Source organism: Balneola sp., from assembly GCA_003712055.1.
Classification (GTDB): Bacteria; Bacteroidota; Rhodothermia; order Balneolales; family Balneolaceae; genus RHLJ01.
In genome coordinates this window covers 475,701-500,746 of sequence record RHLJ01000004.1, presented here as the reverse complement: position 1 = coordinate 500,746, position 25,046 = coordinate 475,701, and the positions used below count along the sequence as shown (strand labels likewise).

General features: G+C 40.8%; 21 protein-coding genes. 7 read left to right on the top strand and 14 right to left on the bottom strand.

Features of this window, described 5'->3' with window-relative positions; genetic code table 11:
- Window positions 1-257: 257 nt before the first annotated feature.
- The 13 genes from ED557_11955 to ED557_11895 all read right to left on the bottom strand — a co-directional run bounded on the left by ED557_11955 (window position 258) and on the right by ED557_11895 (window position 14,843).
- The gene (locus ED557_11955) at window positions 258-644 is read right to left on the bottom strand and encodes a hypothetical protein (GenBank protein RNC83398.1); all 387 of its coding nucleotides are present in this window, start codon (window positions 642-644) and stop codon (window positions 258-260) included.
- A 3-nt stretch (window positions 645-647) separates the two neighbouring features.
- Window positions 648-1,217, bottom strand: a complete 570-nt coding sequence (locus ED557_11950; protein ID RNC83397.1) for a hypothetical protein — start codon at window positions 1,215-1,217, stop codon at window positions 648-650.
- Window positions 1,204-1,425 carry a hypothetical protein gene (locus ED557_11945; protein ID RNC83396.1) on the bottom strand — a complete coding sequence of 74 codons (222 nt, stop codon included), beginning with the start codon at window positions 1,423-1,425 and terminating at the stop codon, window positions 1,204-1,206. The genes ED557_11950 and ED557_11945 overlap by 14 nt, the downstream gene beginning before the upstream one ends.
- Window positions 1,426-1,586: 161 nt before the next feature.
- Entirely contained in the window at window positions 1,587-2,126 is a 540-nt protein-coding gene (locus ED557_11940) for a hypothetical protein (GenBank protein RNC83395.1), read from the bottom strand.
- Between the two features lies 1 nt (window position 2,127).
- Window positions 2,128-2,646: a hypothetical protein gene (locus tag ED557_11935; protein ID RNC83394.1), complete on the bottom strand. Its 519-nt coding sequence runs from the start codon at window positions 2,644-2,646 to the stop codon at window positions 2,128-2,130.
- A gap of 229 nt (window positions 2,647-2,875) precedes the next feature.
- The gene (locus ED557_11930) at window positions 2,876-3,418 is read right to left on the bottom strand and encodes a hypothetical protein (protein RNC83393.1); all 543 of its coding nucleotides are present in this window, start codon (window positions 3,416-3,418) and stop codon (window positions 2,876-2,878) included.
- On the bottom strand, window positions 3,408-4,094 hold the full coding sequence (locus ED557_11925; GenBank protein RNC83392.1) for a hypothetical protein: 687 nt from the start codon (window positions 4,092-4,094) through the stop codon (window positions 3,408-3,410). Before ED557_11925 ends, ED557_11930 begins: the two co-directional genes overlap by 11 nt.
- Window positions 4,095-4,634, bottom strand: a complete 540-nt coding sequence (locus tag ED557_11920) for a hypothetical protein (protein RNC83391.1) — start codon at window positions 4,632-4,634, stop codon at window positions 4,095-4,097.
- Between the two features lie 310 nt (window positions 4,635-4,944).
- A complete protein-coding gene (locus ED557_11915) occupies window positions 4,945-5,157 on the bottom strand; it encodes a hypothetical protein (GenBank protein ID RNC83390.1) in 213 nt (70 codons plus the stop codon).
- A gap of 109 nt (window positions 5,158-5,266) precedes the next feature.
- Window positions 5,267-5,608 (bottom strand): hypothetical protein, encoded by a 342-nt coding sequence (locus ED557_11910; GenBank protein ID RNC83389.1) that lies wholly within the window; start codon window positions 5,606-5,608, stop codon window positions 5,267-5,269.
- A gap of 6 nt (window positions 5,609-5,614) precedes the next feature.
- The gene (locus ED557_11905) at window positions 5,615-6,964 is read right to left on the bottom strand and encodes a hypothetical protein (protein RNC83388.1); all 1,350 of its coding nucleotides are present in this window, start codon (window positions 6,962-6,964) and stop codon (window positions 5,615-5,617) included.
- Window positions 6,961-8,664 carry a hypothetical protein gene (locus ED557_11900; protein RNC83387.1) on the bottom strand — a complete coding sequence of 568 codons (1,704 nt, stop codon included), beginning with the start codon at window positions 8,662-8,664 and terminating at the stop codon, window positions 6,961-6,963. The genes ED557_11905 and ED557_11900 overlap by 4 nt, the downstream gene beginning before the upstream one ends.
- Before the next feature lie 14 nt (window positions 8,665-8,678).
- A complete protein-coding gene (locus tag ED557_11895) occupies window positions 8,679-14,843 on the bottom strand; it encodes a hypothetical protein (protein RNC83386.1) in 6,165 nt (2,054 codons plus the stop codon).
- Between the two features lie 766 nt (window positions 14,844-15,609).
- Here ED557_11895 and ED557_11890 point away from each other — a divergent pair.
- The 7 genes from ED557_11890 to ED557_11860 all read left to right on the top strand — a co-directional run bounded on the left by ED557_11890 (window position 15,610) and on the right by ED557_11860 (window position 23,362).
- Window positions 15,610-17,316: a tetratricopeptide repeat protein gene (locus ED557_11890; protein RNC83385.1), complete on the top strand. Its 1,707-nt coding sequence runs from the start codon at window positions 15,610-15,612 to the stop codon at window positions 17,314-17,316.
- Window positions 17,313-18,071 (top strand): DUF4292 domain-containing protein, encoded by a 759-nt coding sequence (locus ED557_11885; protein ID RNC83384.1) that lies wholly within the window; start codon window positions 17,313-17,315, stop codon window positions 18,069-18,071. Before ED557_11890 ends, ED557_11885 begins: the two co-directional genes overlap by 4 nt.
- Window positions 18,068-19,384 (top strand): hypothetical protein, encoded by a 1,317-nt coding sequence (locus ED557_11880; GenBank protein ID RNC83383.1) that lies wholly within the window; start codon window positions 18,068-18,070, stop codon window positions 19,382-19,384. The genes ED557_11885 and ED557_11880 overlap by 4 nt, the downstream gene beginning before the upstream one ends.
- Before the next feature lie 75 nt (window positions 19,385-19,459).
- Entirely contained in the window at window positions 19,460-19,930 is a 471-nt protein-coding gene (locus ED557_11875) for a hypothetical protein (GenBank protein ID RNC83431.1), read from the top strand.
- Window positions 19,931-19,934: 4 nt separating this feature from the next.
- Window positions 19,935-21,323, top strand: coding sequence for a M28 family peptidase (locus ED557_11870; protein ID RNC83382.1), 1,389 nt, complete (start codon window positions 19,935-19,937; stop codon window positions 21,321-21,323).
- 43 nt (window positions 21,324-21,366) lie between these two features.
- Window positions 21,367-22,362 (top strand): glycosyltransferase, encoded by a 996-nt coding sequence (locus tag ED557_11865; protein RNC83381.1) that lies wholly within the window; start codon window positions 21,367-21,369, stop codon window positions 22,360-22,362.
- 52 nt (window positions 22,363-22,414) lie between these two features.
- Window positions 22,415-23,362 (top strand): SDR family NAD(P)-dependent oxidoreductase, encoded by a 948-nt coding sequence (locus ED557_11860; GenBank protein RNC83380.1) that lies wholly within the window; start codon window positions 22,415-22,417, stop codon window positions 23,360-23,362.
- 86 nt (window positions 23,363-23,448) lie between these two features.
- Here ED557_11860 and ED557_11855 read toward each other — a convergent pair whose 3' ends face one another.
- The gene (locus tag ED557_11855) at window positions 23,449-25,023 is read right to left on the bottom strand and encodes a Ppx/GppA family phosphatase (GenBank protein ID RNC83379.1); all 1,575 of its coding nucleotides are present in this window, start codon (window positions 25,021-25,023) and stop codon (window positions 23,449-23,451) included.
- Window positions 25,024-25,046: the final 23 nt, after the last annotated feature.

Sequence of the window (25,046 nt, the reverse complement as noted above, 5' to 3'; positions counted from 1 at the left end):
TTCACTGATTCAAAAGGCGTACAGAGGACTCATGCGCAAGATAAGCCAGAATGCTTAGCTAGAGGGCTAGTTCACCTCTGTCCGCTTTGAATCTATAGAGTATTTTTATCTCTTTTAAACTAAAGGCCAGAATGCTTAGCTAGAGGGCTAGTTCACCTCTGTCCGCTTTGAATCTATAGAGTATTTTTATCTCTTTTAAACTAAAGGCTAGTTAGTGAGCTCCGTAACTAAGTTAAACTCAGAATAGTCAGCTTACGCTAGATAGTGCGTGATGCTTTTTTAATATCATATACACTCATCAAAAAGAATACTATTGGAAATATGATCACTGTAAAAACGGACATATAGTATGAGTCGAAAAACACAACATCTCTCACATAATGATTTATAATCACCATCAAAGAACAAAAAAGTATTGTAGCTATTAGCATAACTACAATACTTTTTTTATGTGTGAGAGCTTTTTTTTCACTAAATACTCTAACAGAATTGATGAAGAGAAATGAAAATAAAACATGTAAACATCTATATGAAGCCCATAGGAAATCATCTATTGTAACCTCAAACAATCTAAATTCAGCGACAGCTAATGTGCTTATAAATATAATCAAGGCTCCAAGGCTAATATTTTTGAGAAATCTCATACACTATTTATTTCTATGATATTTTACGATTGCATCATGTCTTTCAATTCTTTTCTGAAGTTCAATGTAGCTATCGACTTCTGCTCCAACGAATCCAGTTAACACAGCTACAGGAGTAATTTTTAAATTTTTAATATTTAACAATTTATCTAGAAAACCTCCAGTACCTCCAATTGTAGCACCTGCAAGGCCTGCATTTTGAACTAGCTTAAGTGTATATTTATTTATCACTCGTGTCTCGCGGCTAAGTGGAACACCACCTTTTGGATTATTATAATTTTCAATGTATTGCTTCTGATCCCATCGAGTTGGTAATTCTAACCAATTTCCATCATACATAACGTAATCACTTCCATTATAATTAATTACTTCACCATTCAAATAATTATTTACTGATGGCATTGAATTAGTTCCAGGGTTTATATGGCCATTAGTAGTTTCATTATTATTCAAAGGAAAAATCCCATCTTCGGTTCCTCCACAATCAGGACAAAATCCACTTGCAAGATAACCATTAGTACCACGTGGAAATAAATCGGTATCCTTCCAATAATCCCATTCATGTTCGAGCAAGTGCAGCTGGAGTCATATATACACGACCTTTATTGCCAGCTATTATAGTACCTGATGCCATAATTGCATTGAATCCAGCTTGATCTGTATAATGATAAAAGTAAAAACCTCCATCCCCAGAATTATGAAGTGAATTAGCCCCTACTCCTGAAGTAAATTTTACTGCTACAGGCAAGGAAACAATCATTGCAAGTGGAGCAACTAACATTCCAAAACCAGTACTAATTCCCGTACCAGCTCCAGTAAGACCCGCTCCAGCATTGACCCAGAATTTTGATTCCCACCCCCTTCTTCTCGATTTTGAGGTGTATCATTCTTAATCCCTTGCTGTGTAAGTAGCAAGTCCTGGGTTACCATTCAAAGTCTCAGCTAAATCTTATTTCTTTGTAACTTTTTTATGTATGAAAAAGCTATTAGAATAATATTTGATATGAATATTATAGATATTAAAGTTCTAATCGTTATCAAGTTACGTACTCTTCCTTCATTCCCATAAACTTCATACCAAAACAGTTTTTTTCCTTGAACCCATTCTTCATCAGTTTTTATTGCAACTTCCAACCCTGTTTTTGAATTCAAGTTTTCACTGAATTGGATGAAATAGATATTTCTGTCATAACCTTCTAATTGTGCATAAACTGTATCTTTATGTATAGCGTATTTTTGAAATTTAGCCACTTTAAAATCAGATTGGCGGTATCTTATTCCTGTTCCTATAATTGACATCCCCATGCTATCCCTAATTACAAATCCTCCTTCAAAAGAAGGCCTTGATTCTGGAATAAAGTTCAGAGGTAATGAATAAAAATCAAATTTGTTTTCACCATAAAAAAATAGATTCCTATCTATCAACAAAAAAAGAACGGATAATATCACAGTAAGTATGATTGATATTTGCAGAATTTTCATTTTAATATCCTGGATTGTTAAATGTAAAAATAATGAATTGGGTCTTATAGTAATACGGTGTTCCACCTGGCGCTTCCAATCTTGGACCTATTCCATCTGGTTGATATCTCTTAAGCCCACGTTTTTCACCTAATTTTCTTTCAGCTATAAAATTTGGATCCCAAAAACCATCATTAACAAATAACTCATAAAAAACGAAACAGTTTCCAGAAACACATCTTATAAAATAATTCACATTGGTACGTCCAACATGAAATATGTCATCAGTTAAATCAACTGAAAAATCACCATCTAAAAGTTCTGTCTCTCCAGATACTATTTTTGAGTGAACTTCATCAAACTTTTCACTATTGACTAATGCATCTACAGTTTCGGGACCTAAGTCTACTGACTCACCATTTCCGTTATAGTAATGGGCGACTGCTTCTGTAGTACTATCAACTTCTTTGCTTTTTTTGTTACAATCAGGACATTGCGAATTTCCACCTTCCTGATTAGCAGGAGTTTCATTTTGAATCAAATTTTCTTGATTGTTTTTGCCTACGTTTTTGTTTTTTTCTACTATTTCGTTAAGAAAATCAATTAACGCTTGATTATCTGCCTGTGTTTTGGCTTCGGGAGTAGCATAAATCTCGAATGGCCCCTTTTTTACTTTTACATTTCCCTCTTCATCAGACGCTTTATCTTCTGCATTCGCATAAATCTCCCCATCCTGTCCTCAATAAGTAACATATGAACCACACGAAAAATTAATTTGTATACCGTATCAAATACAATGGGGGATACTCTTGGAGAACTTCATGACCCTCAAAATTCATATTGCTTAAATCATTTTCCTCTCCCAAAATGATACTTCTTATTCTCCCTCTTAGATTGCTTTGATCAGGAGTATAATCAAAAGAAACAATATTTGTACCTCTAACTATATATGCACTATATATATTCTGGTTTCTAAGAAAGAGAATTGCTTTAACATACTTTTCTAAAGCTACATCATCATTTAATATTGAGTCCTGATAAACAGTATACACGAACTCATTTCCTTCAATATAACCTACCTGATTAGAGTTTATAAATAGCTTTTTTTCAGGTTTCCAGTAGAAATTAGTTACTTCAGTGGCGAAAGTACTTAGCATATATTCTTGAGTAACTTTCAATGAATCAACCATTTCAGACAATGGAACATCAAACCTGAATTTATTGTGCCTATTTATTCGATCTTTTAGCTGTATATATACAATGAAGGCTGCGATAACTATAAATAGCGTTATCAAAGTTTTTTTAAAATACATGATTATAACCTCTAATGATCATATGAGTGTCTCTTCTATTGTCAAAAAATCCCCTAGGATTTTTCCAATCTGGTGTTCCTCGGCCTGGCTTTAATTGATTGATACCTGCTCCCATCATCGCGTCGTGAAGAGTAATCCCAAAAGCAAGTGCCGCAACGCCATAATTATAATTTCCAAAATCGTCAAATCTAAATTTTTCTCCTTGATACAATGCATAATTTCCACCTAATTCAATTGGGCTGAATGCTCCTTCCTTTATGTCAAATGTTGCTCCATTATTGACATATTTTCTAAATAAAAGCAGTTTGACAGCATACTTTTTCCAATCAGGAATATCAAGTTCATCTACATAACTAGCCAATTCCTTGAAAAACTGTCTTGTTTCTTCTAATTGGGCGTCAAATTTTTCAGTTACATCGAGGAGGGCGTTATCTTCTAACACCCTGTTTCCAGCAGTTTCCTCCTTGTTCTGTGGAGTATCATTTTTAATCCCCTGCTGACGCTGGTTTGTGAAATACTTGGAAGTATACCCTGTTTCCTCTGCATGCTTCTCATCCGCTTTCTCTAATTCCTCAGCATTCATAGAGAATATAAAAACAGCTAATGATGGGTAGTATGGATAGGGAGTTCCTCCTTCTTTCTCAAGACTAGGTCCTGGGCCATCAGGTTGACTCAATTATTCAAGGTTACTAGTTGAGTCTTGAGGAAATATCTGGAATGCGACATCTACTACATGCATAGTCGAATCAAAGGTAATATCACACACAGCAGAAATGCCCTCAGGGACTTCATATAAAAAAACTATCCTAACTGTGGGAGATTCTATCTCTAATATCCTATATGGTCTTCCCATTATTTTTTCAACTTCCTGTTGATTCATTCCTAATTCAACTTCTTTTATGGTTTCTAGATTATTATTAACCAAAACGTCTTTAGATTTTGAATTAGAGAAATCTTCTCTTCTTAATGCATTAGTTATATCTACCACCTGTAAGGTCGAATCAACCGCAAGTTCAAAAAAACCAGAAAACCCTTCAGGTTTTCTATACTCATAGATGTATGAGGCTAATGGCGCATCTATTTCAATAATTCTTTGAGGTGTACCGATCAACTCATCAAGATCTTCCACACTCATCCCCGCTTCCACTTTTTCTAATTGCTCATAATATTCAATTTCAGCAGTATCTAAATCAATGTTGTACCAGATAATTAGCAATATGGAAACTGAAAAAAGTATTGATAATATTATTTTTACCGTTTTCTTCATTTTGATTAAAATTTACTGTGATTTAGAATTTACTGAATTACCTTTTAGTAATTGATAAAGCAGTCAAATAGTGTGCAAGATTTATCGTTTCTATTTTTCCATAGATTATCCAACTCCTGTCTATCATGGCATGCTGTGCATCTCCGGTACTAATTATGTCACCAAAGGCTAAAACTCAAACCAGTAAAAGAAGTATTATAAGCACACCTTCCAGTTGAAATATTGCCCCTATATAGTTGTACAGAATCATATCCTACACCTATTCCTCCAGCAAAAGTTCCGGCCGCGGAAAACCTCGACCGAGTCCAGTATAAGGGCGGGTATTTGCAGTCATTTTCATATCTTTAAATAAACTAAAGTTTCTTCCTGTAAGCTTATAGTTTCCATCTAATCCTCTTCGATAACCTTGCTTATACTTAATGGTACTAAGCTCATCATCTAAATATAAAAGAAATACTCCGGCAACCGTCAAAGCATTAGCAGTTAAACCTACACCATTAGATTTACTACTTTCATCTGGACAGAGTGGCTCAGAACCATCTGGGCAAATTGCTTCTTTTTAATAAGATCATGCTTATTAATTAGAATCTTTCTTCATTCATATCCTTTAGTGCTTCTCCTGCTAATTCTCTTACTTTTGACCAAGTTTCATGATTAATAAAAGATTCTAAATCAGATACGCTATCGTTCCTAGCTGCTAACTCCATCCAGTTAAAACATCTAATTATGGATGCAATAGCCTTCTTCGATAAAAAATCTTGTTCAATTAATTGCGGTAAGAGTAAGAAGGCATCACCGAAGGATGCAATTATTTCATCCTTTACCTCGGTAAAGTCAGGTAAAGAGTTTTTTTGGTTCTCATAAGAACTCGCCAAGAGGTTTAGGCTTTCGACTAATAGTTTATATTGAAGTTTTGAATCCATAATGATTTAATTAACGGGTATTCTGAAAGTACCGGAACCTGAAGAAACCTTCCAGTATGGTGCTCCGTTGAAGTGTCTAGATGTTCCTGGATGGTATTGAATCAATCTTCCTGTAAAATCAGTTCCTGCTTTATTCATCTCTCTTAAGACCCATCCACCTTCTGGGTTTGTAGTACTCTTCCTCATTACATCATTAACCCAACCGCTGGAGTTCCCCAATTTCTTTTTAACAGCCTCTAGGGATTGACCTTTAAGTAGTTGAGGGTTTGCAAATACGTCATCTACACTTTTTAGTGCTACTCCTTTAGACGAGCCAAATAGTCTTTTTAGCCAGCTCCAGCCTTTCAGTATACTCTTTGGATTTCTTATAAAACCACCAGGCAGCGGGGGAGTTCCTGTATGTACTTCATTAAGATCTATCTTTGTTTTACCTTCATTTTCCTCTTCGCATTCTTCGGGATTTTCTTCACAATTACCTCTATACATACCTAACTGTGATTGACTTGTTGAGCTAGATTTGCCCGTAGACTGTAAGTATTGATTTGTGAAATACTTGGAAACATACCCTGTTTCCTCTGCATGTTTCTCATCCGCTTTTTCTAATTCCTCAGCATTCATATATATTTCTCCATCTTGCCCACAATAAGCAACATATGCACCACACGAACTCATTCCGGTCGGATCGGTATAATTGAGTGGGTTATTCCCCACATAGGTGTATGGCGAGGAGAACTCCATGAGTGGATCCATTTGGTTGAATCGGCCTATAAGTGGGTCATAGCCCCGGGCATTCATGTGTACCATGGTCAGGCTGGCTTCATCGTCCTGCTCATGCCCGGTAAATTTATAATCATCGTTGGGGTTGGAGGAGTTATTAGATCGCCCATCCATTTGCAATCCAAAGGGGTAATAATCATCGTAGCCTAGTACATTTCCATCCACATCTACGCTCGTGCGCACATTGCCTATGTGGTCTTTCAGGTAATACACCCGCTGCGGGCGTGTGATGGTTACCGTAATGCTTGTGGTATTGTACAGGTTTATGTTGTTCTTTACCCGCAACTGTACCGTATAGCTTTGTTCGTGTACATTAGCGGGTAAGTGAAAGGTATGGGTTTCGGTAGAGCCATAAGTATATACCCCTTCTATGTACCAACGGTATTCGGTAATGCTTCCGCTACAATTATTCGGGGTACTGGTTGTCCCGGAAAACACAATCTGCGTGCCGTCTCTAAAGCTGAGCCCGGTAGGGGTATTGGTAATAGTTGCTGTAGGGGCAAAGTTGCATTCTTCGGTAGCAAATACCAGAGAAACTGCAAACAGTGTGAATAAGGAGGTGCTTAGTAATCGTTTCATTGATTGCCTCCTGTTGAGTCTGCAGACGTTGACCGACTATTCCGGTTTCTGTCTCCTCGCCTTCGTTTCTGCTCCCATTCGGCATCCAACTCTCTCAGTTTTATTCTTGCCCGGTCGGCATTGGCCCCGGTTTTTCCACCTCCTTCTACTTCTAACAAGGTTTCCATGGCCTGTTGCCGCAGACCCTGTTTAATTTGCCAGTCGGCTTTTAGTAACCGCACCCTGTCTCTTCGTTCGGGATCATTTACCGTCCATTCCAGCCATTCTAAATCGTCGGTAAAGGTGCTGTCCATGAGTTCTTCATCTTCCAGGCGCATTTCCACCCATCGGATACGGGTTCGTTGTTTCTGGCTGGAGGTACCCGTGTCTTTTAATCCATTCATGGCCCGGCGTAACACGTTTTTACTTCGCCCTTTTTCCCCGGCTTGTACCAGGTATTCCCAACCTACCCGACGCATTTGTTCATTAGGGTGCTCTTCAATCAATTGATTCAGGGCTTCCCTAGCTTTCAGTACTTCGCTGGGGTCTTCTTCTTTCAGGTAGCTGTAGCCTATGGATTGTAAAGCATGTCCGCGAATGGCTTCCTGGTCGTATTCCGGAGCCAGGGTGAGCACTTCCTGCATGGCCTGCCGGGATTCTGCCCGCCTTCCGCTATTCATTAACACACTTCCTTTCAGGTAGCGGTAGTGGGCTTTTCGGTAAGGATCGGGGGCTTTGTTGTACCAGTCTTCAACTATGCTTAATGCCAGCTCCGTTTGGCCGTTACTATTTAGCACACGGGAAAGGTATCCATGAAAATCATCGTTGAAGGTTTCCCGATAGTGACTTCGATACCGGGCATACATAGCTTGTGCGCCGAAGTAATCACCCTGGTCAATGAGTTCCATAGCCCGGTAATATTCGTAGTTACGGGTTCCGCCATAGGTCTCGGCGGCAGCGGTATAGTTGTTTACCTGCAGCCCGGTTCCCTGTACTACTTCTACCCTTCCGGTAGACGGGTTGTAGCTGAACTCAGCAGTATAGGTGCTCGCTTCCGGATCCAGTACCAATAAATGATCCACAAAACCGGGCAGGTATTCCCAACGCCACACCCCTTCGTATTCCCACACAAATTTGATGGGAAAATCAGCGGTGGTTCCTGCCGGGAAATTAACGGCAGCCTCCCATATCCCGTTACCCTGATCTTGCAGGTGGGTTACCCCATCGGGAACATTCCAGCTTAGGTCTCCATAGGAGCCCATGACCCCAACGGCATCGGGTGCCTCTCCGTTTAAGGAGAGTTGGTTTACATTCAACCGGATGGTGATGATGGTGTTTTTGGTTAGGAGCGGCCCTCCCATGAAGTGAAGTACATCGTTAAAGCGTTCTCTTTTTTGCTTTGGGTAATATTTGCGATTGGCCCAGCCTTCGGGTTCTTCCACACCTGTTGAGGAAATGATATAGTATTTGTACTCAAACGGGCGGTTGCCGGGGGTAAAACTTCCGGTCCAGCTTCCGTCTTGCTGGCGCTCAAGGGTAGCGGCTATGGTCGTAAATGAAGCTCCGTCATTACTTGTTCGTAATTCAATACGATCGTCAGAAGTCGCAACACCCTCAGGCACGGTAAGCGTGATTGGTACCTGGCCTTGCGCAGAAGCATTGTTAGCCAGCAGTACAAAAAGGAGTAGGGTAAGTAGGTAAGTTTGTCTTAGTGTTTTCATGATTCTGCCCCCTCTTAATTATTAATGATTCCGATTCCACCGGGCAATACCCAGTAGATGAGTTGGCTGCCATCATGAGCAGCTATGGTTTGCCCTGCTGCATCGCGTATGTAATAGACTTTGGTGCCATCTACTACTTCTTTTACCACCCGCATGCCTTCTCCGTCGTAGTTGTACAAGAGGGCTGATCCATTGGCTACGGCCCAGGTTGCCAGGTTCCGCCAGTCATAACTGATGTTTTCAATGCCCTGTAGTTCATTTTCTGTGATGTTCCCTCTTTTATCATAAGAGACGGTATACCCCGGGCCATTTCTGACAATGGTTTGTAACCGGTTACTGCTGCTTGCCAGTACCGGGTTTATATGATCTAAGGTACCGGTGTTGGAATACCTGTATATGTCGTCAATATTTCCGTTTTTGTCATATACATAGTCAACATCATAACTAGAGTTATCACAGTCTGCGTCTCCATAGCAGGCCTCCTCCAACCGGCTTGCTTCATCGTATTTGTAATTATAGGTAGAGGCTGTAGTCGAGATGGCCGATTGCCTCCAGGTTTGTGTTTTTACATTACCATCTTCGTGATGATCAAGCACCATGGAAAAGCGATCGTTATTATTGCCCGAAGCGGTACTTACTGTTCCATTATTGATCGTTTCCAGCCAGCCTTGAATGGTGTAGGCATAATCTACCGTTTGTGCCGGGGTACCTTCGGGCCCCAGTTTTAATTGCTTTACCTGGCCATCTGCCCAGTAGGTATATGCTGCTTCTTGTACCGCTGTACTTTCGCTGCTGTTTTCATTGGACCGGAGATATTGCAGCCTTCCCAGTTCGTCATAGTCGAACCAGAAATAGAAATCCTCTCCTGAGTTTGGAGAATCGTAATGAACCCGTTTTAACTGCCCAAGTTCGTCATAGGTATACCGGATAAAGTGGGTGCCACTTAGGCCAATAACTCTTTGAGCTACCCATTCAACCAGGCCAAGTTCATTGTAACTGTAAAAGGTTTTGCCTGGGGTGGCATCCAGGTCGTTTGGATCGTAATACCAAATTTCTGTAACCCGGCCTTCGGTGTTGTTGGCATTGGTATAGGTAATTCCCTCGTCGTATTTGTATTCAACCAGTGTTAGATTATCGCTTGTAGGAAAGGTTTGAGAGTTTGGATTGGCACTGCTAAATGCGGTACTTCCATAGTATTCTCCTATTTCGGTAGGGCGGTCGAGTTCATCGTATTTGGTGTATGAATACTTGAGTGGAGTAAAGGTAGCATTATGACTTGCAGATGATTGCTGGCTTCCGCTTTCAATAAGCTCTTCCTTGACCTGGAAACTCCCTTCTTGCACGAGCATTCTTCCGGAAGCAGTGGTCTCCCATGCATCCAGAGTTGCAGTAAACAACGGGGTACTCTCGGCAGAGAGTTCATAGGAATATACGGGCCCCTCATTTTGGATAGTTGCATTTACAGAGAAATCGAGGATACCAATTTTTGAAATAGAAAAGTTTACGGTTCCTGAACTGCCATTAGCGGGAGTACTGGAAGATCCTGACTGCTTATGGGACGGAGACTCTGTAAAGCGAAGCCTTCCTTTGTCGTCATAGGCATAGTTAACGTTTCCATCTAAGTCCGGGAGGCTTTTTTCGAGTAACTGCCCTGTTTCATCATAGGTGTACGTTGATTCATTACCATTTGGATCCTCCTGCCAGATCAGATCACCTCTCAAATTGTATTCATACATGGTTATGATATCACCGGATCCGGGTACCAGTTCATCGTCGGAAGCGGGATTCATATTAATCCCGCTTACAATAGTTTGTCCCCAGCCATCGGTATAGGTGATTACTTCATTTTCAGAAGGATCTTCAGTCACCGTTTTTATTAAGCTATCCGATCCCCACGTTTTATTATTTACTGTAAATGACTGACTGTTTAGCCCATACCTGGTTTTAACCGCCTGGCTGGAGGTGGTCTGGTAATCCTCTCCAGGCAAGGTACTTGTAACTACCCTTGACAATGGGCTTGATTCGTAGGTAGTGTAGGAGTAGGCGTATAGCTCATCATTACTGCTTGTGTAATAATCCTCGTAATAATCAGCTACCGGGCTGTCTTCATCAATATCCAATCCCGGAGTAAACGTAATTCCATCGGATAATAAGCCTTGAGCATAGAAACCGGGAAATGCTGTTGCGGTTGTATCGATAGGGCGGGAAGTAACATAGGGCAAGCCCCTGGAGTTGTACAAAGTTTCAGTAGCTATTACCCGGCTATTCCCTCTTACCTGGGTTTGAATTTCCCTTCCCATTCCATCGGCGTAAGTTACTGCACTTTGCCATCTTTCGGCAATGTGCAAATTGGCCGCATAGTAGTAATCATCGTTCCCGGTTAGGGTAAAGTTAGGAGTCCAAGATGAAGTAAAACCGCCCAAGGTATAACTATTATCCGGATCTCGTCCCTGCCCTTTTGGGTACACCCATGCTGTTAAATCCGAACCAACCTTCTGAAGTTCAATGGTGTACCAGGTATCTATTGGGGCATCTAACGGAAAAGTAAATGGATATGTCCAAGAGCCATAGCTTTTACGATATTGTATTCTGAAGCTGTCAGAAGAGTGTAGGTAATGTACTCCAAACCTATTCCCACTTGCGTCTAGCATGATATGAGGAGTACCTGCAGTAGTATTATCAGGATAAAAATCGATCCGGGTAATAAAATCTTCCCCAAGCGAAGTAACATTCATCCCTTCATAAGATCCTCCTGAACCCATTCGAACAGTAGTTTCGCCAGCCATTTGAACATTAAACACATTATGGGTTGTATTTACGCTGCTCCATCCTGATGAATTAGAGAAATCAGAATCAAATAAATGATCTATATAGGTGATAGAAGCTACCTGGTTTGGATCAGTTGCGACATAGCTACCGCTATTTCGGTCTGCAGAGAATACATACTCATTGGAGGTAATGAGTTTTCCATTGGGGTTGAAAGTTTGGTATAACCGTCCAAAGTCGTCATAGTTAAAACGACTGGTACTTCCTGCGGCGTCCTTCATGGCTAACGGGGTTATAAAAGTAGGATCTACCTCTTGTGTAGTAGCTTTGGCATCCTCCGGATAGAGGCGCACATTATCAATAAACCATTCGGAGGTAAGGTTGTTATGCCCATAACTACCAAAGGTGATTTTTTGTATCCCACTGGTCGAAAACCAGGTATCGACATTTGAAGCTTTCAATTCACCATTTATGTAATAATCTACTTTACTGGTTGACGTATGAATCACGATTTTGAAGGCATAAGTCTCTCCTATTTCTAAATCTTCAATATCCGTCCAACCTTCGCTATTGCGGTATCTCCAGGTCTCATTATTGATTGCCGTCCAAACCGACCGTTCAGTAGTAGCACCATTGGTACCTGTCCAAGAGCTCCCTCCAGCTGTCATTTTTAAGTCGTAGTTATCACTATCGGCTATTTTTACATCAAACTCCCAAACTACGGAGCCGGTTATTTCAGAGCCATGATCATAGGTTATCCGATCAAATTCACTATTAGAAGCAATGGCACCATAGTGCGTCATTTTCAGCTTTCCATCTTCTGCGGTAGCCTCAAAATCTCCATCACTGTTGATATCGACTACCACCCAATTAGTCAATCCATCCGAAGCGAAACTATGTGCATATACATTCCCTGGGGTTGCATTTTGAAAAATGCCCAATGGTACCATTTCTTCTTCATTCCATACATAAGCTGTACTCGTACCAATAGCATCTTTTACTTCCAGCATATTTCCATTAGCATCATAGCTTACCGGATCAACGACCGTTACATAACTACCATCTCGCAACACCTCAGACGTGTTGAGTAAATAATTCCCGGAGAAGGAAGTCCAGGTATTTTTTATTTCACTAAGGGTTGTGGTGCCTTCTTTCAGGGTAGTCACATATGGGTAACTAACATTTGAATAGGTGTAGGTGGTGGTTCGAGTAGGATAGCCTTCTACCGTCTCCTTTAAACTGGATAGCTGTAGATTGGAGTCGTAATCATATTCCTTGGTAATTTCGACATAACCAGTCGATGATCCATTGTAGATTTTTTCTGTAGTGATATCTAAATAATCATAGTGGACCCATCTTCCACCGGAGTTAGAGACCCAGGTCGTATCATGATCGGCCTCAATGCAACCGGATGAATGAGGACAACCATTAGGATAAACATTGATAGACCTTAGAGGAGTAGCATATTGAGCCCAGGTACTTTCTGTAGTATATACATAGTCATTTTCTTTGACGGATAAGGTGTCTCCGTTATTATCTAATATTTCTGTTTCATAGAGTTTTCCCTGGTCAAGATTGGGGTTCTTTTCAAAGTTATAAATCGTTTCGCCAAACCGGTCATCCGATGATTGCCACTCAGAGACTGTTTTATACCCAAATTGATCCCAGTTATAATCGGCAATCTGGTAGGCGGCAGTCATAGAGGATTTTATATAAGGGCAGGTATTATTATTGCTTCCATCATAGAACATTCCTGATCCTGATTCCATGAAGATTGGTTCTGCATACAAATTACCACTCGATCTTCCTGAGATATCAGGTCTCTCATAAACATATTTTTTTGTCCTAATGGTTGACCCGGAACCATCGGCATAAGAGATCTGGCTTACTCGTACCCCTCCTGCAACGCTATTTGATCCCTGGTCTACATCATTTACATAACTATATGTGTTTCCTTCATATTGAAAACTCGCAGAGCCCCCGGTGGGATAATCGATTTTGGTAAGTATTCCATGTTTTGCATAAGCACTGTTCGGCGTCTGATTTGCTCCTGTAAAAATTGTAGAGTTGTTATAGACCACTGTTGGGATGTAGTTGTAATTACCGGTCTGGCCATTATAATATCCCCAGTAATCCACCTCTTTAGAGCCATATTCCGGAATACTTCCGGTGTTATAAGTAAAACTGTAAGGAGGAAAAGTATTACTGCTCCCATCCTCTTCCGTAACCTCATCCAATCTTAAACGCTTATGGGTGCCATTGGTGTAATAGCCATGTGTGAGTGAAAATTTCTTTACCAGGTTGGAGTGATGGTAAACCTTGAGTTCACTTAATCTTTTTTCTGAAGTTAAATCATCCCGGGATGACCAAACGAATTCCACATAAGTATCGGTATCATTCTGGAGCTTTACCTTACTAGGTAATGGTACATCTACCTCGGTATATACCCTGCTATCAATATATTGATTAGAGACGGTATTACAGTAAGTAGCACCCCCTATTGCTGTTCCGTATATTATTATCGACTGGTTGTATATATCCTGATCGCTTGAACCTACTCCTGAATATTCAAGGATGATATCGTTGCTTGTTTGAGGATGTTCAATTTTAGTGAGATACCAGGCGGATGTATAGTCTACTTCTGTTACAGGCGGGTCATTTTCCCCATCAGGTATGGTTTCATTTGATACGGTAGTAGTAGTTACTGAAGTGGTCTCTTCCTGTTCAAAAGTATATTTAATACCACTTGCATCAGTAATCACCCAATAGTCAATTACATCTGAGTTAGTTTTGTAGTACTCCTGAATAGTGACTTTCTGCTTCGACCTGAATACAGGTTCTCCGTCCACGAAGAAAAATTCTCCTCCAACGGTTGGGGTAGAAAGAATGAATCGATCCGGTTGACTATCATACAACTCATCAACTATATCATTTAATAAATCTTTTTCGGCTTGGTTTAAGCTATTCCCCGGAGAGGTATCTGGAATATTGCCTTTTAGTAATGAGCCTGTATTAATAAATCCGTTACCAGTATCGCTATCATCCGGCATACCTCTCATTTCTCTTGTTATTACCCCTCCGATAGAAATATTCCAGCCCAAACCCACTCTACTGGCGCGTTCCTGTACACGAAGTCCTGTACTTGTATAGGAAAGATTAAATGGAAGCCCCATTTTGCCATTGTTTAGAGTATATAATGGAATGGTTACCGTGCTTGTACCATTATAGAGGTCAACAGGGATTTCTTCCATCTTTGCAAAAGAAGCGGCTGTTGGAGAAGGGAAAGCGGTAAATACATTATCCTGGTGAGTAAGCTCGCTTGAGCCAAGCCACTGGGCATGTAAAACTTGAGTAGTTAAAGAAAGTAAAATGATACATATACCTAGGCGTGTAGAATTGAATAGAGTTCTCATAAGCGATAGTCAACTTGACGTTAATGGTTCTTCTTAACCGACTTAGCGGATAGCCTAATCTATCCGTGAATACATACACAAAAGCCCAGCTAATTTTTACTTTTGCATATATCCTTTAGTTAGAACTGCGAATATAGATAGTGACTCCTTGTACACTATGTTCCCTAACTCTTGTCGTTTCATTAAGATGTTTAATACCGTGAGTAATTACAACCAAATGCATGTTACCAAATTGTTAACTGATTTTAGTGCTATGTGACTAAGTGGTTTGCAAGTCTTCTTTCTTCTTGGGATGCACATTTCCAGGTCATCCCGGGTCTAGGCCCGGGATGAGGAAAGAGAGAATGCGGGATGACGAGGAGATGTACCAACCTGGTGCAGAGACAGTCAGCATTAAACAAAGCGTTAGTAACCCCATAAGATCCTTCTCCCGAAAGCGTTTGGGATCAGGATGACGTTGGTAAGAAGAAACAAAAAAGGGATTTACATATCGATTTTAACTCGTTCCCAAGCTCCAGCTTGGGAATACATTCCAGAAGCTGGAACTTCAACTACCGCATTCCGAAGGTAGACCTTCGGAACGAGAGAAAGTTCAGCACAAGTTGCGGGATCTGTAAAGCGCGGCTCGTTGATCTGGGTAGTTCCAAAACAACGTATGTTCCCTTACAGATCCCGGGTCTTCGCCCGGGATGACTGGAAATAAAAAAAGGAACAAAACTTTTTTCAAAAGTTTTAACTAGGCATCTGCGGCACTTTATGGGTATCATTGGCGTTAGGTATTGTGATGAAAAAAGGGATTTATATATCGATTCTTACCATTTTTGCTGCACTCCCAGTACAAGGGATTGCCCAGGTTCAATCTGTTGAAGAACGGGAAGCAAAAACTGCATATATCCAGGGCCTGGAGGCATTTGAAAACGAGGAGTATGATATGGCAACCACCCTTTTGCTTCAGGCTTATGAACACCTCCGGAGACAATCAGGTGTTTCGTTCGCTTTAGCCGATGTGTATTTCCAACAGGATGACCTGGCCAATGCTGCTTTATATGGTAAAGAGGCTGTTGGTATGGAACCAGCAAACAAATGGTATCGGCTTAAGCTTGCTGAGATCTATAGAAGCGCCGGGCAAAACCAGGCTACACTTGATGAATTAAATACGCTGTTAGAATATCACCCAAATGATTACACCGCCCTGTTTATGTTGGCTGATACCCAAAAGGAATACGGACAATTTATTCAGTCCAATAGAACCCTGGATAAAGTATCAAATCTTACAGGCCCTAATCCTGTGGTCCTGCTTCGTAAATTTCAAAACTATGAAGCCCTAGGCAATACAGAATTAGCACTGGAACAACTTGAATTATTAAATGAAGCGGAACCGGAGAACCTGAATACACTGAATTTATTAGGCGAATATCTAATCAGGTCAGGAAGAGGTAGTGAAGCAAAGAAGTACCTTAATGATGCCCTGTACCGTAATAGCCGTGATCCGCAGACATTGATTAACCTGGCAGGTATTTACATTGATGAGCAACGATGGGACAGTGCGGGCACTATGCTTGGTAATTTTATTTCCGACCCCATTATAGAGGCTGAACAGAAATTGATGATCGCCCAGTTTATGTATGCCAGGCAGCAGAACAATCCTTCCAATATCCAGCTTAGCATTGAAACAGCCAGGATTCTGGATTTATATACTGAAAGCGCTCCTGAATACGGTCCCGCTTTTACCCTTGCCGGTCAGTTTTACTCTATAACCGGGGATAGTGATAAAGCACTCGAAAATCTTGCCCGCGCAAACGAACTATTACCAGAGGATGATATTGCCTGGAGGCAGCGCCTTCAATTATTACTGGGTGAAGGCAGATATGACGAAGCTATTTTAGTAGGCATTGAAGCCGATAAAAATGCACCCGAAGATGCTTTTATTCAGTTCTTCCTCGGAAGTGCCTATTTGTTAGATGGAAATTACCCCGAAGCAGTTACCTGGTTAGAGCGTGCTTCAAGGGCTCCTGCCCGTAGACCATTCAAGTCAGTTATTTTTTCGGCACTGGGAGATGCCCAATCATCCCTGGAAAATTATGAAGAGTCTGACCGGGTCTATGAACTTGCCATCCGTTATGATTCCAACAATCATAATGCCATGAATAATTATGCCTACAGCCTATCGGTACGGGAAGTTAATCTTGAGCGTGCAAAGGAGCTTGCTTTGAAAGCTATTGAAATGGATGCTGAGAACCCTGCTTATCTTGATACCGTTGGATGGGTCTATTTCAAACTAGGAGATTATGACCGCGCTCGTCGATTTATAAAAGCCTCCATCGATACAGGAGCTAACGATGCCGAAGTAATGGAGCACCTCGGGGATGTATATGAAAAACTGGATAATCTACAGGAAGCCAAAAAATGGTGGAAACAAGCCCTCGAAAACGATGATACAAGAGTTCATCTGCAGGAAAAAATTAACTCATGATCTTCCGCAATCCCAAGCTTATTTTTGTTTTCATACTAACCCTGTTTCTAATTTCTTGCAGGTCGTCACGCCCTGTGATTGATGCAAATTATAGCTCCTCAACAGTACCTGCCGATTCTATTGTTTCCCTGCTACCTAATTATCAGGATGACATTTTCTCTGCTAAAGGAAAGGGCAGAACCATTGTTAGCGAACCAGGAAACAGCGATCGCCTTACTATTGATTTTGAAGCAGATACCTCACTAAGCCTTTTTACTATCAAGAACCGGATTGGTATAGAAGGGGCAAGAATGCTGGTCGATAGAGACTCAATCACCTTTTATAACAAGATTGATAAAATCGCTCAAAAACTTTCTGTGAATGACGGAAAACTTACCAGTCTGAATGAACTGGCTTCAGTAAACCTGCTGAACGTATTGAATTTCAAGCTTACTCCTAATCAGGTTAAAGAAGTGTTTGCTTCTGAAACCCATTACCTGCTTGTACTCAGTAATGGGGGTACTGCCCAAATTGATATAAATGAACGAGTGATAACCAAAGTTACTCAGGATGCCAAAAGTCGATCCCCATACTCTTCTATTGAATATGAGAGCTATGGAAAGATTGATAGCTACACTTTGCCTAGAAAAATTACCATATTAAGCGCTGATGGTACTTCGAAAGTAGTTTTTCAGGTACGATCATTGGATATCAACCCACGGTCGGTTAATCTGGATATTGATATCCCTGACGGAATTATCATCGAACGGCTATGAAGAAATTATTTCCAACATCCCTCTTTGTTATAATAGGATTATCACTTGGATATTCTACCTTTGTCCAGGCTCAAACCTATGAAGAGAAACGACAAAAGATCCTTGATGAGCAGGTAAATACCCGAGCCAAAATTAATGTACTGGACGCCCGAATAAAGAGCTATGAACAACGCATTGGTCAATCGCAGAGTAAGTATGAAGAACTCTACAAAGAGTTCCAGAATATTAATCGGTTGATTTCTCTGCAGGATAATAAGCTTGAGAGCCTGGAAACAGAACAAGGACAAATTCAGGAAGAAATTAATATTACCGAGGACGAAATTGATTTAAGGCAGCGTGAACTGGATCAGCTCATCCAGAATTATAAAGACATTCTTCTATATACATACAAAAACGGACGAACCAGCAACCTTGAATTAATACTGAGTTCTGCTTCTATTAACCAGGTGTTACTAAGATCATTTTACCTTCAAAAGCTGGAAGAACAGAAGGTAAAACAAGCTGAGCAAATAACTATCCGCCGGGCAGACCTTGAGGGTATTAAGGAGCAGCTACAACAAAGTCATTTTAAAAATGAACTGATTCTGGATGAGATTATTTCAGAAAAATCAAAGCTTAGTGATCAGCAAGTAACACAACGTCAGAACGTGGAGAAAATCAAATCAGAAAGTGATGATTTGCTTGCAGAACTAAGAAAAACAAGAAAAGAAAGAGAGGATTTTGGTAATAGTTTATCCTCACTCATTGAAGAAGAAGACCGGATCAGACAAGCTGAAAACGACCGATTAGCCCGACTGGCTGAAGCCCGAAGAATTACCGATGCAGCGCGAAGAGCTGATGAAGTAGCTAAATATTCAACGCCCGTCACTTCTTCTTTTGTTTCTGACGAAACCTTACTCGCTTACGAACAGAATTTTGCAGCCTCAAAAGGCCAACTAAACTGGCCGGTTAACAGCAATACCGTATCCAGAAAATTTGGGATAACCAGAAATCCCCTATATGGAACCCGTACCGAACATCCTGGAATAAACATTGTCGCTGACGCAAGGTCGGAAGTACAAGCCGTAGCCGATGGTTATGTATTTGCTATCCAACCTCTTCCGGGATACGGAACTGTAATATTTGTCAAACATGGCTCTTATTACACAGTATATGGGAACCTTAGCGAGGTAACCGTTCAAAACAATACAAACCTGCGTATAGGTACAGTGATTGGCCGATCAGGTACTGATGCTTCTGAGATGGGAGAAACGCTTTTCTTTATGGTACGCAAAAATAATACGGACTTAAATCCTGAAGACTGGCTCAACTAGAGGTGATCCCTTTTGTCATTGGAATTTCTCCTCTAAAGCAGGAACTTCACCATCCAACTTTAACCCGTACTAATGCTGGATAACCTACCCCGTTTCTCATTCTATCTGTCAGGCGTATTTCTGCTTTCGGCTGCTTTCACAATTTTTACTTCTGAATTATTATTCCTTGTTACCGATCCATCCTTGAAAGGAACAGCTTTTCTTATCGGCTTTGGCTTGGTGTACATGAATATTGTATTTGTAACTTCCCGGCGATTCATGCGCCGGCTTGACGGACCTACCCCTGCACCTTATATCATTGCAGTAATGGTAGCCATCCTTCCGGTTATCTGGATATTTATTTACGATTCCCCACTTGATGTACAGCAGCGCGTTGTTTTTGCAGTGGTGATGGTATTAGCCTGTGGGTCGGGTGCATATTTTGGTCATAATGCAGGCTTAAAAGCACAGGTAGTATTCCAACAAAAACTCGAAGAATATTTACGAAATACAGGGCGACTTCCAGACGATTTGCAACGCCCCCACGATAATTTGAATAAAAACTAACCCGATGAAATCTATTCGCATTTCCCTTCTTTTTATACTTCCATTGGTTATTTCAGAAATATCTAATGCACAAATCACTTCTGAAGAACTACATACTATTGCCATCGCTGCCTCTGCTGAGCGGCTAGAAACAGATATTCAGGCTTTGGCTGATTTTGGAACCCGTCACACCCTTTCTGATACCGTTTCAAATACTCGAGGAATAGGAGCCGCTCGAAGATGGATAAAAGCTGAATTTGAGAAAATCTCGGAAGAGTGTGGTGGATGCCTCGAGGTATTTTATGTATCGGGTATTATAGAAGGTCAGCGTAGAATTCCGGAGCCTACTAATGTAGTAAACGTGGTTGCCATTCAGCGGGGAACCGTTGATCCTAATCGGTTTGTGATGATGAGTGGGGATATTGATTCCCGGGTTTCTGATGTATCAAACAGCACATCAGATTCTCCAGGTGCTAATGACAATGCCTCAGGTATGGCCGGAGCCATTGAAGCAGCCAGGATGCTTACTAAGTATGAATTCCCAAGCTCTATCATGTATGTTGGACTTTCTGGGGAAGAACAAGGATTATTTGGAGGTCAAATCGTCGCCCAATACGCCATTGAAAAGGGGTGGGAATTGAAAGCTGTGTTGAATAATGATATGATCGGGAATATCAAAGGGATTAACGGAGTAATTGATAACACAACCGCTCGCGTATTTTCGGAAGGAACCCGGTTTGTAGAAACAGAGCGCGAAGCCAGAATTCGCAGGTTTACTGGTGGTGAGGTTGACTCTCCCTCAAGGAACCTTGCCCGATATGTAGATAAAATGGCTGACATGTATGTTCCCAATCTGGATGTAATGATGATTTACCGCCTCGATCGTTTTGGGCGTGGTGGGCACCATCGTCCGTTTAATGAAGCCGGGTTTCCAGGAGTTCGGATCATGGAAACAAACGAGAATTATGTGATGCAGCACCAGGACTTGCGTACCGAAAATGGAATCAAATACGGAGATACCATGGAAGGTGTAGACTTTGACTATGCTGCAAAATTAACCGGATTAAATGCAGTAGTAATGGCAGGTATGGCATGGGCACCAGCACCTCCTTCAAATGTTCAAATATCTGGTGCCGTACAGCCTAGCACTACACTGAAATGGGATGCATTAGATGCATCAAAAAATCCACAGCTTGCTGGCTACAAAATATACTGGAGGCTTACCGACTCAAATCAATGGGAGAAAAGTGTATTTGTTCCGGCTGATGTTACTGAACATACTCTCGAAAATGTGGTTATCGATAACTACTACTTTGGAGTAGCCGCTGTATCAAAAGAAGGATTCGAAAGCCCTGTGGTATTCCCTGGTCCTGCCGGTAGTTTTGATGGGCCATCCCCTCAGGAGGGTGAATAAACTTATGTTTCTTCTTAGTTCTACTTGTTGGTAAATTACTGGCATGGAAAACTTAAGTGAATCTGGCTCGGCCTGGGCAGAAGCTGTTGAAGAGACCCTGCTCAAACCCTTTCTTTCGCTCGTTGTATGCGTGTATAACGAGGAAGGGAATATCAAGCCTCTTATCGATAAGGTGTACAAGGCTCTTAATGACATCGAGTTCGAGCTGATTTACGTGGACGATGGATCTTCCGATGGTACCGTTTCAGCAATAAAAGAACATGCAAAGCCAGGAATGAAGCTCATCGAATTAAGAAAAAATTACGGGCAAAGTAGCGCACTAGCCGCCGGGATAGAACATAGTCAGGGAAAATACATAGCCTTACTCGATGGAGATTTACAAAACGATCCAATTGACATTCCTGCAATGATTGACATGCTTACGACTGAAGAAGCAGATGTTGTAGCAGGTTATCGTATGAACCGAAAAGATGGAATGTTCTTGAGGAAAATTCCTAGTAAGCTGGCTAATTTTATTATCCGTAGATCAACAGGAATTCATATAAAAGATGCTGGTTGTACACTTAAGGTTTTCAGAGCTGAGATTGCAAAGAACTTGGGCTTATACGGGGAATTGCATCGGTTTATACCTGTTCTAGCTCACCTTGAGGGAGCCAGAATTGTTCAAATGGGTGTTAGCCATCACGAACGGAGCTGGGGCGATTCAAAATATGGGATAGGCCGTACATTTAAGGTTGTGAGTGATCTACTCCTTATGCTATTCTTTCAGAATTACCTCTCTAAACCTATGCACTTATTTGGTATGCCAGGGCTAATTACTTTTGTAGCCGGTGTAATCATCAACCTTTATTTATTGGGTTTAAAAATAATGGGTGGTGATATCTGGGGGAAGCCACTTCTTATCCTGGGTATGATCTTAGTACTTGGTGGCATACAGTTAATTACAACAGGCATTGTTATCGAGATTTTGATACGGATATATTATGATGGTCGAGATAGGACACCTTATCGGTTGCGCAATGTCCATGTATTTAACTAAGAGACTACATGATTAATAGCTTTTGCTCCTTAATTTTTACCTGTAAGTCAAAATGAACTATTTAGTAACCGGAGCAGCAGGTTTTATAGGCTCCCACTTAACTGAAGCACTTCTTAGTCGAGGCCATACTGTTACTGGTTTCGACAATTTTGATTCTTACTATCAAAAGTCGGTCAAAGAGAGAAACCTAGCTATTGCAATGAAATCTCCGAATTTCAAATTAGTGGAGGGAGATTTAAGAACAGAAAGCGATATTCATGCATTATTCGAGGCCAATAACTATGACTCCGTTATCCACCTGGCGGCAAAGGCCGGCGTTCGCCCATCTATAGAGTCTCCAAAAGATTACTTCGAAGTAAATGTAAATGGTACACTGAACCTGCTTGAAGCGATGCGGCTTACCGGACATAAAAAAATGATTTTTGCTTCCAGTAGTTCAGTTTATGGGAACAATAAAAAAACTCCCTTTTCTGAGCATGATCCTGTAGACGATCCAATAAGCCCATATGCAGCCACAAAAAAAGCGGGTGAGCTGCTGTGTAAGACTTACCATAATCTCTACGGCTTTGATATCTATGCTTTGCGCTTCTTTAGCGTGTATGGCCCACGTCAAAGACCAGATATGGGAATCCACAAATTTCTTAGTTCTTTTATGGAGGGAAAAGCAATTACGATGTTTGGCGATGGTTCCAGCAAAAGAGATTACACCTACATCGACGATATCATTAATGGCACCTTAAAGGCTGTTGAACGTTGTTCGGGCTTTGAAATCGTAAACTTAGGGGAGTCGAAAACGGTATCGTTAAAATCTTTGATAGATGAAGTGCGAACGGTTACCCAACGAGATGCAGAAATTAAATATCTACCTATGCAACCCGGAGATGTATTTGAAACCAATGCTGATATTGAAAAGGCAAAGCACTTACTGGATTATTCACCAAAAACAGATATCAAGAAAGGCTTAAAAGCTCACTTTGACTACCTGAATACTTTTCAATGATTCAATTATCAATTTTTCAATTTTTCAATTAAGAATTAGGGTGCAGATACCATCTTTCTAATTCTTAATTGGTTATTGAAAAATTGTTAATTGCCCCTTCGAATCACCACTTCTTTTCCTAGTACTTCTCCTAACAAATAAGCCTTCCTCGAAGCACCCCAAATTTCAAGGTGAGGCTCATCAAGAGTTTTAATGGTAAGCATTAACTCCTTCTCCTTTTTTTGAACCTTGAGATCAATCACATTTTGAAAGTGACTTCGATCCAGGCCATCCGCTACTCTCAAAATGCCCGACAGTTTTTTTATTCTCATTCTAACTTCCGGCTTTAATCCCCAATACTCAATATGCCTTTTCTTTGGAGTAGACCGTCTGTGATATCGAGCTACATGAGCCATAATTTCTATCTCATTTTGACGAAAACCCATAAGATCTGAGTTCCTGATAATATATAGAGCATGTTTATGATGGGCTTTATGAGAAATATGATAGCCAATATCATGCAGATACGCTGCGTATTCCAACAACTCCCGGTCTTCTTGTGTGAGGCTTAAGTCTTGATAGAGTTCGTCAAAGATAACGAGTGCGAGTTCTGCTACTTTACGAGAGTGTTTTTCGTGCCAGTTGCATTTTCTCAATAACTCAAAAACACTTCGTCTTCTTGGATCAGCAATTTCTTCAGCTACAGAAACCTCTTCCATATCCTTTTTTAAATGCCGAATGATGATACCCTCTCTAAGTGCTTGTGTTGAGACTTTTACTTTATCAATATGGAATTTTTTGAGCAACAGATTAACCAATACTACACCAGTATTGATAAAATCAATTCGCTTCGAATCCAACCCGGGAATTTTTCGCCGCTCATCTCTATCTAGTGTGATGAACCAGTCATAAAAATTAAAAAAATCCTCAGCTGTAAATTCTAATTCGTTAATTGTAATACTGGTAGGCTGGTTCTTTTGGTCTGCGATCACCATCCCGATATTTTGCATAGTGCCTGACGAACCAATAATTGTCCTGATAGGGTTTTTCTTTAGAGCTTCCCATACCTCCATAAGCTCCTCTTCATAATGAGCTTCTAACTCTGAAATATTATCGTTGGTTATAGGATCTGACGGTTTAAATATGTCCGTCATTCTGGAAACACCAATTTTCTTGCTCGAAAGAAAAAAGAATTCTTTAGCATTGCCTAAGATGAATTCAACACTTCCCCCTCCAATATCTACCATTAGAACAGGTTCGTCTGCTAACCGAACGCCATGCTGGACGGCATATCCAATGAGTTCTGCTTCCATGGTTCCGGGAATAGCTCGTATTTTTATTCCGAGTTCATCAATGCTTTTTTGGATGAATTCCCCACCATTTTCCGATTCCCTGATCGCACTTGTTGCATAAGCCAGAATTCGTTCTACTCCATAGCTATCACATAGCACTTTTATTTTCCGGAGAGCGTTAATTCCCCGTTGAAAGGCGGGCCTGGATAAGCTTTTTCCTAACCCTCCTTTTGCAAGCTGAACCATTTCTTTAAGGTCATCAACTTTGCGAAAACTGCCATCTGAGAAAATATCAACGATTACTGCATGGAAAGAATTGGTACCTAAATCAATGGCAGCAATACGCTTGATAGGTCTTGTTGTATTAATTTGAGTCGTTAATTGTACCAATGAATTAATACTAATACTTTTGC

Bases quoted from the DNA above. Each gene is read 5' to 3' on its own strand.
- ED557_11955 (RNC83398.1), bottom strand. From the start codon at position 644: ATGAGATTTCTCAAAAATATTAGCCTTGGAGCCTTGATTATATTTATA.
- ED557_11945 (RNC83396.1), bottom strand. From the start codon at position 1,425: ATGTTAGTTGCTCCACTTGCAATGATTGTTTCCTTGCCTGTAGCAGTA.
- ED557_11940 (RNC83395.1), bottom strand. From the start codon at position 2,126: ATGAAAATTCTGCAAATATCAATCATACTTACTGTGATATTATCCGTT.
- ED557_11930 (RNC83393.1), bottom strand. From the start codon at position 3,418: ATGTATTTTAAAAAAACTTTGATAACGCTATTTATAGTTATCGCAGCC.
- ED557_11910 (RNC83389.1), bottom strand. From the start codon at position 5,608: ATGGATTCAAAACTTCAATATAAACTATTAGTCGAAAGCCTAAACCTC.
- ED557_11905 (RNC83388.1), bottom strand. From the start codon at position 6,964: ATGAAACGATTACTAAGCACCTCCTTATTCACACTGTTTGCAGTTTCT.
- ED557_11900 (RNC83387.1), bottom strand. From the start codon at position 8,664: ATGAAAACACTAAGACAAACTTACCTACTTACCCTACTCCTTTTTGTA.
- ED557_11895 (RNC83386.1), bottom strand. From the start codon at position 14,843: ATGAGAACTCTATTCAATTCTACACGCCTAGGTATATGTATCATTTTA.
- ED557_11885 (RNC83384.1), top strand. From the start codon at position 17,313: ATGATCTTCCGCAATCCCAAGCTTATTTTTGTTTTCATACTAACCCTG.
- ED557_11880 (RNC83383.1), top strand. From the start codon at position 18,068: ATGAAGAAATTATTTCCAACATCCCTCTTTGTTATAATAGGATTATCA.
- ED557_11870 (RNC83382.1), top strand. From the start codon at position 19,935: ATGAAATCTATTCGCATTTCCCTTCTTTTTATACTTCCATTGGTTATT.
- ED557_11865 (RNC83381.1), top strand. From the start codon at position 21,367: ATGGAAAACTTAAGTGAATCTGGCTCGGCCTGGGCAGAAGCTGTTGAA.
- ED557_11860 (RNC83380.1), top strand. From the start codon at position 22,415: ATGAACTATTTAGTAACCGGAGCAGCAGGTTTTATAGGCTCCCACTTA.